Origin of the sequence: Staphylococcus caeli, from assembly GCF_051413795.1 — a bacterium.
Classification (GTDB): Bacteria; Bacillota; Bacilli; order Staphylococcales; family Staphylococcaceae; genus Staphylococcus; species Staphylococcus caeli_A.
In genome coordinates this window covers 96,514-108,429 of the sequence record NZ_JBOIRQ010000007.1, presented here as the reverse complement: position 1 = coordinate 108,429, position 11,916 = coordinate 96,514, and the positions used below count along the sequence as shown (strand labels likewise).

At 36.8% G+C, this 11,916-nt stretch carries 9 protein-coding genes and 1 rRNA gene; 1 reads left to right on the top strand and 9 read right to left on the bottom strand.

The features are described 5' to 3' along the window. A 5S ribosomal RNA gene (gene rrf, locus ACSULM_RS05740) occupies positions 1–90 on the top strand; the annotation flags it as partial. Between the two features lie 359 nt (positions 91–449). Here the strand turns inward: rrf and ilvA are convergent. The 9 genes from ilvA to ilvD form a co-directional block, all read right to left on the bottom strand. Further along, positions 450–1,718 carry a threonine ammonia-lyase IlvA gene (gene ilvA, locus ACSULM_RS05735; protein WP_436861256.1) on the bottom strand — a complete coding sequence of 423 codons (1,269 nt, stop codon included), beginning with the start codon at positions 1,716–1,718 and terminating at the stop codon, positions 450–452. Positions 1,719–1,746: 28 nt separating this feature from the next. Continuing rightward, entirely contained in the window at positions 1,747–2,322 is a 576-nt protein-coding gene (leuD, locus tag ACSULM_RS05730) for a 3-isopropylmalate dehydratase small subunit (RefSeq protein WP_436861255.1), read from the bottom strand. Between the two features lies 1 nt (position 2,323). Further along, a complete protein-coding gene (leuC, locus tag ACSULM_RS05725) occupies positions 2,324–3,694 on the bottom strand; it encodes a 3-isopropylmalate dehydratase large subunit (RefSeq protein WP_436861253.1) in 1,371 nt (456 codons plus the stop codon). A gap of 17 nt (positions 3,695–3,711) precedes the next feature. Beyond that, on the bottom strand, positions 3,712–4,752 hold the full coding sequence (leuB, locus tag ACSULM_RS05720) for a 3-isopropylmalate dehydrogenase (protein WP_436861251.1): 1,041 nt from the start codon (positions 4,750–4,752) through the stop codon (positions 3,712–3,714). Continuing rightward, the gene (locus ACSULM_RS05715; protein ID WP_436861248.1) at positions 4,749–6,284 is read right to left on the bottom strand and encodes a 2-isopropylmalate synthase; all 1,536 of its coding nucleotides are present in this window, start codon (positions 6,282–6,284) and stop codon (positions 4,749–4,751) included. The genes leuB and ACSULM_RS05715 overlap by 4 nt, the downstream gene beginning before the upstream one ends. Before the next feature lie 110 nt (positions 6,285–6,394). Further along, complete coding sequence (gene ilvC / locus ACSULM_RS05710) at positions 6,395–7,399, bottom strand: ketol-acid reductoisomerase (RefSeq protein WP_436861247.1); 1,005 nt, start codon at positions 7,397–7,399, stop codon at positions 6,395–6,397. A gap of 42 nt (positions 7,400–7,441) precedes the next feature. After that, positions 7,442–7,915, bottom strand: coding sequence for an acetolactate synthase small subunit (ilvN, locus tag ACSULM_RS05705; protein ID WP_436861244.1), 474 nt, complete (start codon positions 7,913–7,915; stop codon positions 7,442–7,444). Beyond that, on the bottom strand, positions 7,912–9,702 hold the full coding sequence (gene ilvB, locus ACSULM_RS05700; protein ID WP_436861242.1) for a biosynthetic-type acetolactate synthase large subunit: 1,791 nt from the start codon (positions 9,700–9,702) through the stop codon (positions 7,912–7,914). The genes ilvN and ilvB overlap by 4 nt, the downstream gene beginning before the upstream one ends. Before the next feature lie 12 nt (positions 9,703–9,714). Next, on the bottom strand, positions 9,715–11,403 hold the full coding sequence (gene ilvD / locus ACSULM_RS05695; protein ID WP_436861239.1) for a dihydroxy-acid dehydratase: 1,689 nt from the start codon (positions 11,401–11,403) through the stop codon (positions 9,715–9,717). Positions 11,404–11,916: the final 513 nt, after the last annotated feature.

The following is an 11,916-nucleotide window of genomic DNA, read 5'->3' as shown; positions in this document are numbered from 1 at the left end:
CACCTGTTCCCATGCCGAACACAGAAGTTAAGCTCCTTAGCGCCGATGGTAGTCGGACTTACGTTCCGCAAGAGTAGGACGTTGCCAGGCAATGAGAGACCCAAAAGGGTCTCTTTTTTTATGCCCAAAAGCTTAACTCCCAGTTCGAAGAACTGAAAAAATAACCTGTTATGAGAAAGCGTTTGAAGCTGCCGAACTGAGCGATAGACGAAGCGAGCTTACAAGTGGTAAGTGAGCAAGGAGAGTGTGAAAGAGAGAAAAGATGCGAGCGAAAAAAAAGGAACGCATGAGCATTTGCTCATGCATAAGTACTACGAAACACAAAGAATTGTGAGTAGTACTTTACAGAAAAAGCTCCTTAGCGCTGAAGGTAGCAGACTTACGTTACGCAAGAGTAGGGAAAGAAGAACAAAAAAAGAGACCTATTCAGGTCTCTTGATCTCTATTCATTAAATTAGTAATGAATAAAGCATTTTATTTTCATTAATGTAGATGTTTGATTTATCAAATGCATCGACATTTGCTTTTAAGTTAGATAAATCATTATGGTTATTTAATTGAATACCTATGATAACTGTACCTGTATTTTGAGATGATTTCTTCAGGTATTCGAATTTTGTAATATCATCTTTTGGACCAAGTACATCATTTACAAATTCTCTTAGTGCACCAGGACGTTGTGGGAAGTTGAGAATGAAGTAGTGCTTCATTTCTTCGAATAGTAATGAACGTTCTTCAATTTCTTTCATACGATTAATATCATTATTACCGCCACTGACAACACAAACAACAGATTTCCCTTTAATTTCATCTCTATATTGATCTAGTGCAGCTACGCTTAATGCACCAGCTGGTTCAGCAATGATAGCTTGTTTAGAATACATATCTAAAATAGTTGAACAAACTGCACCTTCGTGGACCTGAACATAATCATCAACGACATTCTTTGAAATATCGTAAGTGATTTGTCCAACGCGTGCAACAGATGCACCATCAACAAATTTATCAATATCAGGTAAAGTTACAATTTTATTTTCTAAAACTACTGAAGTATACATACTACTTGCACCTGCGGGCTCTACTCCCACAATAGATGTTTGTGGCGAGTGTGCTTTGAAATAAGTGCCTACACCAGAAATTAACCCGCCACCACCAATCGCTGCAAATAAGTAATCGAAATGTACATTATCTTCTTTAGATTGTTCAATGATTTCTTTAGCCAAGGTACCTTGACCAGCAATAGTATAAACATTGTTAAATGGGTCAATAAAGTTCATTTTATTATCTTCTGTATAAATCAATGCTTCTTTTAGACATTCATCAAAAGTGTCTCCAGTTAAAATAACTTCTGCATTGGCACCACCGAAGAACTTAACTTGATTGATTTTTTGAAGTGGGGTAGTCACTGGCATAAATATAACTGCATTCAAGTTTAATTTACTTGCAGTATATGCAACACCTTGTGCATGATTACCAGCACTGGCACAGGTAATACCGTTGTGTTGGTCTTTTTCGTCTAATGCCACAATTGCGTTATATGCCCCTCTAAGTTTAAATGATCTTACCCATTGTAAATCTTCACGCTTTAAATATACATTACAATCATATTTTTGTGATAAATAGTGATCCTTTTGTAATGGCGTTTCTTTAACAATATCTTTAATTTGTAAGAAAGCTTCATCGATATCTTTTGAAGAAACAGTAGTTTTAACAGTCATAAATTTCACACCTTTGTATTTTGTAGTATTAGTATAATGATGATGACTCGTATGATTGAATAGCGTTTTCATATTGCAACGTTAAATCAATATCATCAAGGCCATTAACAAGTTTCTTTTTCCATGTCTCATCTATATTAAAATTAAACACTTTGCCATTAGCTAAAACAATTTGATTTGGTAAATCTATAGTTATTTCACCAGCTTGTGCAAGATAATCACGTGTTTGCTTATCCAATACTATTGGAAGCATGGCATTTTTAGTACAATTCATATAGAAAATATCACTAAAACTACCTGCAATAATAATATCAAAACCATAATCTTTAATAGCCCAAGCGGCATGTTCACGGCTAGATCCACATCCAAAATTTTCTCCAGTAATAAGAATCGTAGCGTCTTGATATTCTGGTTTATTAAGATTAAAGTCGGGATTATCAGAACCATCATCTAAATAACGCCATTCATCGAAAGCAAATGGACCGAAGCCAGATTTTGAAATACGCTTTAAGTGTACTTTTGGAATAATTTGATCGGTATCAATATTGTCATTGAATAGAGGTACAACTTTACCTGTATATGTCGTAATTGGTTTGATTTCCATACTATACAACCACCTTTCTAACATCAACGAATCTACCATTGATTGCTGCAGCAGCTGCCATTGCAGGGGATACTAGATGTGTTCTAGCTCCTTTACCTTGTCTTCCTTCAAAGTTACGGTTGCTCGTAGAAGCACAATGTACACCACTTGGTACTTGGTCAGGGTTCATTCCTAAGCACATAGAGCAACCAGGCTCACGCCAATCAAATCCAGCTTCTTTAAATACTTTATCGAGGCCTAATTTTTCAGCTTCAATCTTAACAGTACGAGATCCCGGAACAACGATTGCTGTTATGTTTGGATGTACTTTGTTACCTTTTACAATTTCACTTGCTTCAACCAAGTCAGAAAGACGGGCATTTGTACAAGAACCTAGGAATACATATCCTAAATCGATGTCTTCAGCTTTTTGACCAGGTTCAAGACCCATGTAGTTATAAGCACGTTCATCATTAACATTCTTTATTTCAGGGAAGGGTGTACTGAAACTAACACCCATTTCAGGATTTGTACCCCAAGTTACTTGTGGTTCTAGATTCGTAACATCTAATTCGATAGTACGGTCAAACTCTGCATCAGCATCTGTGTAAAGCTCACGCCATGTTTCGACAGCTTGGTCGAATTGTGTGGCATATGGACGTCCTTTAACATATGCATAAGTAGTTTCATCAGGTGCCATCATGCCGTATTTTGCGCCTGCTTCAATAGCCATATTGCAAATTGTCATTCGTGCTTCCATAGAAAGGTTACGAATTGTTTCGCCTGAAAATTCTAGAGCATATCCAGTTCCAAAATCTACACCGTATTGATTAATAAGATATAAGATAATATCTTTGGCATATACACCTGTAGGCAATTCCCCAGTGACCTCAATTTTAAGATTCTTCGGTTTGGTTTGCCAAAGCGTTTGTGTAGCAAAAACATGTTCTACTTCACTGGTACCGATGCCAAATGCAATTGCACCAAATGCACCGTGAGTAGCAGTATGTGAGTCACCGCAAACAATTGTTTTACCTGGTTGAGTCAAACCTGTTTCAGGTCCAACCATATGGACAATGCCTTGTTCATCGGATCCCATATCAAATATATGCACGCCAAAAGCTTTGGCATTATCTTGTAGCGTTGTAATCTGTTTATTTGCAATTTCATCTTTGATATTAAAAATATCTACAGTCGGTACATTATGATCAAGTGTAGCATATGTTAAATCTGGTCTACGTAACTTTCTATTTTGTAGTCTTAACCCTTCAAAAGCTTGAGGAGATGTGACTTCATGTATAAGGTGTAAATCTATATATAATAACTGTGGGTCACCTTCTTTACCAGTTAAGACATGTTTGTTCCAAACTTTGTCAAATAGTGTTTTCCCCATATGACATCTCCTCCTTTTTAAAGATTATTTTTTACAAATTGTATAATTTCAGATGTATGGTATGTTCCATTCAAGTCACGAGTCGTCTTACCATCTTTAATGAGTTGATAAATTACTGTTTCAAGTTTATCAGCAGCTTCATATGCTTCCAAACTTTCTCTAAGACACATTACAACGGATAACAACATGCCAAATGGATTAGCAATATCTTGATTCGCAATATCAGGTGCTGATCCATGTATAGGTTCATATAATCTTGGACCTTGTTCACTAAAACTTGCAGATGGTGAGAGACCTAGTGAACCTGGGATAACGGATGCTTCATCACTTAAAATATCTCCAAATAAATTTTCAGTCACGATAACATCAAATTGAGAAGGATTTGTGATTAAATGCATCGCACAAGCATCGACTAACAAGTGATTCACTTCTACTTCTGGGTAAGATTCAGAAAGTTCGTTGATGACGTTTCTCCACAATTTACTAGAAGAGAGCACGTTTTCTTTATCTACAGAAGTTAATTTTTTACGACGTTTTTGTGCTAATTCAAAGCCTACTCTAGCAATTCGCTCAATTTCAGCTCGTGTATACGTTAGTGAGTCTAATGCATTTTCCGAGCTTAGAGATTTTGGTTCACCAAAGTAAATGCCACCAGTCAGTTCTCTAACGATAATAAAATCTGTACCAGCAACGCGAGATTCTTTAATAGGTGATAAGTGACTTGTGCCGTTCGTCACGACAGTAGGGCGAATATTAGCAAAGAGCCCTAGAGCTTTACGAATTCCAAGTAAACCTTGTTCAGGTCTATTATTAGGATCTGTCCATTTAGGACCGCCAACAGCACCTAAAAGTATTGCATCTGCATTTTTACATGCATTTAATGTTGTATTTGGAAGTGGGGTACCATGATGATCGATTGCAATACCACCAAAATCATGTGTTTCTAAATCATATTCGAAGTTATAGTCATTACTGAGTTGTTCGAGTATTTCTAATGCTCCTGACATAATTTCAGGGCCTATGCCATCACCTGGTAGGGCGATTATTTTGTGGCTCATGAATGCATCCCTTCTTCCGTAGTTGAATGTGCAACATATTTAGCATGTGCTTCAACATAAGATTTACATGAAGCTAGCAAGATATCATGATCGATGCCTACACCAGTGACAATTTGATCATCAATTTTTATTTGAACATGAACTTCAGCTTGTGCATCCGTACCTTCAGTGACAGAATCGATACGGTAGTCTATGAGTTCTGTTTCACGATTGAAAATACGATCAACAGCATTATATATCGCAACGATTGATCCAGTACCGATACTAGAGTCTTGTGATGTGTTACCATCTTGATCTTTAATGACGACGACGGCGCTTTGTAATCCATTCGATACAAATTGCAGTTGGAGTGTTTCTACTTTGTAAATTGCATTTTGCTCATGTTCTGTACCTTGAATTAATGCATGAATATCACGATCAGTGACTGCTTTTTTCTTATCAGCAATCGTTTTAAATTGTTTAAATAGTGCTTTTTGTTCTTCTGAATTAACATCGTATCCTAAAGCAATCAATTTTTCAGAAAATGCATGTTTCCCAGAAAGTTTACCAAGTGGTAATTCAGTGGTCTTCACACCAACAAGCTGTGGTGTCATGATTTCATATGTTTCTGGATTTTTAAGGACACCATCTTGGTGAATGCCCGATTCGTGACTAAATGCATTTTGTCCGACAATCGCTTTATTTCTAGGAACGCGCAATCCAGCAAAGCGTGCGATTAAATCAGATGTTTGCTTCGTTTCTGCCAAATTAATCTTGGTTTGGTTGCCATAATGATCTTGTCGAACGTAAAGGCCAAGTGCCACTTCTTCAAGCGCAGTATTACCTGCACGTTCTCCAATACCATTCAATGTACCTTCTATTCGTTTAGCACCATTTTCAATGGCTGCCATACTATTTGCAACGGCTAGACCTAAGTCATCATGGCAATGCGCACTATAGATGACGTCATGATCAGTTTTTATAGAATCTTGTAGTGTTTTGAAAATTTCACCATATTCTTTTGGATAACTGAAACCTACAGTATCGGGAATATTAATGACACTTGCACCGGCATCAACAGCTGTTTGTACACATTCGATTAAAAATGGGAGCTCAGTTCTTGTTGCATCTTCAGGTGAAAATTGAACAACGTCAAAATAATTTTTAGCATATAAAACATGTTCTTTTATAGATGCGATGACTTGTTCTTTAGACATCAACAACTTGGAATCTCGATGTATCGGACTCGTTGCTATAAAAACATGAATTCTTGGTTTTGCAGCTAATTTTGTAGCTTCATAAACAGCATCAATATCCTTTTTTACACAGCGCGCTAATCCACATACTGCCGTAGTAGTTAGTGCTTGTGAAATTGCTTCAACAGATTTGAAACTACCTGTGCTTGAAGCAGGGAACCCAGCTTCAATAATGTCTACGCCCCATTTTTCTAATTGCTTTGCAATTTTCAGTCTTTCATCGAATGAAAAATTAACACCTGGTGTTTGTTCGCCGTCTCTAAGCGTTGTATCAAAAATTTGAATATGGCTATTCATTTTCAACATCTCCTAATTAATAAAATTTTAGACTGATGTAAGTAACCGAAGTTTAACAAGCATCTATATATAATGCTTAACCGCTTCGATTAAATACATCACTTGTCTAATTATTTTTCAATGCTTTTAGATTTAATGAATGGCATCATATCACGTAGGTCTCTACCAACCGCTTCGATCTGATGTCCATGTTGTGTTTCACGTAATTTGTGGAATTCTTCGAAATTATTTTCATTATCCTTAATAAAGCGATTACTAAAGTTACCATTTTGAATATCTGTTAAAACGGCTTTCATATTGTCTTTAACATCTGGTGTGATGACACGTGGACCAGATACATAATCGCCAAATTCTGCTGTGTTTGAAATTGAATAACGCATATTTTCCATACCGCCTTCATACATAAGGTCTACGATAAGTTTCATTTCATGTAATACTTCAAAATATGCGATTTCTGGTTGATAACCAGCTTCTACTAATGTTTCAAAACCTGATTGGATTAATTTTGTAGTACCACCACAAAGCACGGCTTGTTCACCAAATAAATCAGTTTCTGTTTCTTCTTTAAATGATGTTTCTAATACACCAGCGCGTGTTGCACCGATACCTTTGGCATAACTTAAAGCTAAGTCTGTTGCTTCTCCACTAGCATCTTGTTCAACTGCGAATAGGGCAGGGACTGCGCTACCTTCAGCGAACGTACGTCGAACTAAGTGACCTGGTCCTTTAGGTGCAACTAAGAACACATCAACGTTTTCTGGTGGTTGAATAACACCAAAGTGGATGTTAAAGCCATGTGCGAATACTAAGGCATTATTTGCTTCTAAATTAGGTTCGATTTCTTCTTTATATACTTGACCTTGAATTTCATCTGGTAACAATACCATGATGACATCAGCTTGTTGTGCTGCTTCATTAACTGGATATACTTCGAAGCCATCATCTTTCGCTTTATCAAAAGAACGTCCAGGTCTTAGTCCGATAATGACATTATAACCGTTATCTTTAAGGTTCTGAGCGTGTGCATGACCTTGAGAACCATAACCTAAGATTGCTACTTTTTTACCTTGTAATGCATCTTTTGTAACTGATTGATCGTAATATACTGTTGTCATAATAAAATCCTCCATTTTTTAGTAAAGTTAATTAATTTTTATTTAAACTAATGCTGCTGAGCCTGTTCTAGAAACTTGCTCGATTTGATATGATGATAGATCATCTAATAAGTTGTCCATTGTATATTGAGGACCGGAAGCTTGTAAGAATGTATACGGTGCTTCTTTTTTTAAAATAGAGACTAGCGCATCATAAGGTTTAATCACATTCTGTAAGTCTTGTTCGTTATCAGGTGTTCGTAATTTAATGAGTACTAACTCTCTGTTGTATGTGTTTGTTTCTGTAATGTCTTCAACATCTATAATATTGATTTGCTTTTCGAGTTGTTGTAATAAATTACGCAATACATCTCTGTCAGGTATTTCTGCTACGAAAATAATATCGGTGATACCATCTTCTAATGTCGGAGTAGCAGATATGGTAACAATATTAAATTGTCGACGGACAAAGATACTTGTTAGTCGATTTAATGTACCAGCCTTATCTCTTACTTTTGTTCTAAATGTCCTTCTCATAATAACCCCTCCATCTCGTGATTAGCTTTACCGCTTGGAACCATAGGTGTTACGGGTTCAACTGGTGAAATACGAACATCGATCAAAGCAGGGCCATCGTGTTGAAATGCTGCATCAATTTGTTGTTCTAATTGCGATGGATCATCAACGAGATAGCCTTTCACATTATAGGCTTCAGATAGTTTTAAGAAATCTGGTTGGTCATTAAATACTGAATGAGAAAAACGTTGATTGAAGAATTTATCTTGCCACTGTTTAACCATACCAAGTGTGCCGTTATTAACGATGACAATTTTGATATCAAGATTATATTCTTCTAAAATTGCCATTTCTTGGTTGGTCATTTGGAAACCGCCATCACCTACGAAAGCAACGACTGTCTTATCTGGTTCAGCTAATTTTGCTCCGATTGCTGCAGGAATACCAAAGCCCATCGTACCTAAACCACCGCTCGTTACAAGCTGACCATGGTTTTTAAATGGGTAGTACTGTGCAACCCACATTTGGTGTTGACCAACATCAGTTGTTACAATGGCATCTCCTTTAGTAATTTCACCGATATATTCAATTGTTCGTTGTGGTTTAGAGAAAATACCTTCTTCGTCTTCTTGGTAAGCAAAAGGTTGTTTCACTTTATTGTCTTTGCATGTTTCTAGCCATTCATCATGTCTAATAGAATAACTTTCAAAATTTAACAATGACTCTAAAGTTGCTTTACAATCTGCCACGATGCCTAAATCAACTTTTATAATTTTATTAATTTCAGATGGATCGATATCGACGTGTACAATTTTGGCATTTGGTGCGAATTCATCTGGATTGCTGGCTAACCTGTCATCGAAGCGGCTTCCAAAGTTTATGAGCAAGTCGCATTCTGTCAGTGCCATGTTACTAGCATATGATCCGTGCATACCACCCATACCTAGGAATAGGGGATGCTCATATGGAATTGCACCGAGTCCAAGTAAAGTGCTAACTACAGGTAATTGATGTCGATCTACAAATTCAGTAAATACAGCATTTGCTTTCGCGTGGTTTATGCCTGCACCAGATAGCACTAATGGTTTTTTAGCGCTCTTTAAAAAGTCACGCAATTTTTGGATATCGTTGTGCTTAGGTTGATTTGGAACGTTATAACCAGGTAACTCTAATTCATCTGTAACTTGTGTATTTGTTGACAGGATACCCATATCTTTTGGAAAGTCTATGACAACCGGTCCTTTTCTACCAGTATTGGCGATATGAAACGCTTCATGAATAATTTTCGGAATGTCGTTTACATTTTTAACTTGATAATTATGCTTGGTAATTGGCGTAGTCATTGATAATAAATCAGCTTCTTGGAATGCATCTTTACCAATACCTGGTGTAGCAACCTGACCTGTGATGACAACTAAAGGAAGTGAGTCACTATATGCATCAGCAATACCAGTGATCGCATTCGTAGCGCCTGGACCACTTGTTACAACAACAACACCTGTGTTACCAGATACACGAGCATAACCTTCAGCTGCGTGTGTCGCACCTTGTTCGTGTCGAGCTAAGATATGCTTGATCTTGCCTTCGTAAAACGTGTCATAAAGGGGAAGTACTGCGCCACCTGGATAACCAAAGATAAAATCTACGTTTTCATTGGCTAGTGATTCAACTAAAAGTTCTGAACCAGAACGCATTTCATTGAGTGTTTCTTGATCTAGTTCTATTTCAGGTTCAAGTGCTTCAGCGGCTTCTAAAGTATCAAAATTTTCTGACAATTCTTGCTCGAGTATGTCTGTTTGTTTAGTCATAATCCTCACTCCTTAAATGAGATTTTCAGGTACTTGCATAATACCACCAGTGTTAGCGCTTGTTACTAATGCAGTGTAACGTGCAAGATAACCTGTTTTTACTTTTGCTTTAAATGGTTTTAGGTTTTGTTTTCTAGCATCTAATGTTTCAGCAGATACGTCGACATTTAATGTACGGTTTGTTAAATCAATTGTAATTTCGTCACCATCATTTATGAGACCAATTGGCCCACCTGCAGCAGCTTCTGGAGAAATATGTCCCACAGCAATACCTCTTGTAGCACCTGAGAAGCGACCATCTGTGATTAATGCTACATCTTTACCTAATCCTCGTCCGACGATAGATGATGTAGGGGCTAACATTTCAGGCATTCCTGGCCCACCTTTAGGACCTTCGTATCTAATGACTACGACATGACCTTCACGAACGTCGTGATTATCAATGGCTTCCACCGCTTCATCATGTGAATCAAAACAGATTGCTTTACCTTTAAATACTTTAATTGAAGGATCAACACCACCAACTTTAATGACAGCACCTTTTGGAGCTAAATTACCGTATAAGATGGAAAGACCACCTTGTTTGTCATATGGATTGTCGAGATGTCTAATCACATCAGTATTTAAAATCTCTTTGCCTTCATTATTCTCACGTAATGTTTTGCCTGTTGCTGTGATTCTATCTGGATGTAGTGTACCTTCTTTTTTAAATAGTTCATTGATGATTGCAGGAACACCACCAGCTTCATGTACATCATGCATTGAGTATGAAGAACTAGGTGCAATCTTTGAAAGATAAGGTGTTTTTTTAGCGATTTCGTTAATTCTAGTTAAGTCGTATTCAACACCGGCTTCATTAGCAATTGCAAGCGTATGGAGTACTGTATTTGTTGAACCACCCATAGCCATGTCTAGTGCGAATGCATCATCAATTGCTTCTTGAGTGACGATATCTTTAGGTTTTAAGTCATTTTTAATATTATCTACCAATTTGAATGCTGCTTCACGAATCATTTCTCTACGTTGATCACTTACTGCTAAAGCTGTACCATTATATGGTAATGCTAAGCCTAACACTTCCATTAAACAATTCATTGAATTTGCTGTGAACATACCTGAACATGAACCGCAAGTTGGGCAAGCATTTTGTTCCATATCTAAGAATTGTTCTTTAGAAATTGAACCATCTTTAAATGCGCCAACCGCTTCGAACATGGATGATAGTGTGAGTGCTTTACCTTCGGATGATAAGCCAGCTTTCATTGGACCACCTGAACAGAAGATTGCAGGTACATTTGTTCTAACTGCAGCTAGTAGCATACCAGGTGTAATTTTATCGCAATTTGGTATGTAGAATACACCGTCAAACCAATGTGCATTTATAACTGTTTCGGCAGCATCTGCAATGATTTCACGTGATGGAAGTGAGTATCGCATTCCGATATGTCCCATCGCAATACCATCATCTACGCCAATTGTGTCGAACTCAAAGGGGATAGCGCCAGCTTCACGAATTGCTTCTTTGGCAATATCTGCGAGTTCTCTTAGATGTACATGTCCAGGGACAATATCTATATATGAATTACAAATTGCCACAAATGGTTTGTTCATATCTGTTGGTTTTTCTAATGCGCCCGTAGCGTGTAAAAGACTTCTTGCTGGTGCTTGTTGATCTCCTTTTTTGATCATGTCGCTTCTCATATTAATTCCCCCATAAAATTGAAAATAAAAAAGCGTCCCAATAAATTATTGGGACGCTTTTAAGTCCCATTCAACTAGAATAAGGACTTAAACTTTTAGTAGATACTTTACTAAAGTTCCAGTCCTATGAGCATAATAAAATGACTAAAATATTTGATGTTGTTGGTTGTGGTTGTGTTGTAAGATTGGTCATTTTATTATACTCCTCTCGTTAGAATGGTTTATTTTTTGATTAGTTTGAAATGTCTAAAAATTTGATAAATTAAATTTACTACATCTATCGGGCGGTGTCAATGATTATTTTAAATTTTCTATCAATTCAGATAATTTAAAATTAGAAGAACTTGTTTCTGTTTGAAGTAATCCGAGTTAAAATTTGTTAAACTATAATAGTTAATTTTAAGAAGAAAATAGTTAGAGGAATACATTTGCTAGAGCAAATGCATAAGCGTATCTACACTGCGTTAGATATAGAGGAATACATTTTCTAAAGCAAATGCATAAGAGTAAATA

Coding starts and splice junctions, on each gene's coding strand:
- ilvA (WP_436861256.1), bottom strand. CDS start 1,718: ATGACTGTTAAAACTACTGTTTCTTCAAAAGATATCGATGAAGCTTTC.
- leuD (WP_436861255.1), bottom strand. CDS start 2,322: ATGGAAATCAAACCAATTACGACATATACAGGTAAAGTTGTACCTCTA.
- leuC (WP_436861253.1), bottom strand. CDS start 3,694: ATGGGGAAAACACTATTTGACAAAGTTTGGAACAAACATGTCTTAACT.
- leuB (WP_436861251.1), bottom strand. CDS start 4,752: ATGAGCCACAAAATAATCGCCCTACCAGGTGATGGCATAGGCCCTGAA.
- ACSULM_RS05715 (WP_436861248.1), bottom strand. CDS start 6,284: ATGAATAGCCATATTCAAATTTTTGATACAACGCTTAGAGACGGCGAA.
- ilvC (WP_436861247.1), bottom strand. CDS start 7,399: ATGACAACAGTATATTACGATCAATCAGTTACAAAAGATGCATTACAA.
- ilvN (WP_436861244.1), bottom strand. CDS start 7,915: ATGAGAAGGACATTTAGAACAAAAGTAAGAGATAAGGCTGGTACATTA.
- ilvB (WP_436861242.1), bottom strand. CDS start 9,702: ATGACTAAACAAACAGACATACTCGAGCAAGAATTGTCAGAAAATTTT.
- ilvD (WP_436861239.1), bottom strand. CDS start 11,403: ATGAGAAGCGACATGATCAAAAAAGGAGATCAACAAGCACCAGCAAGA.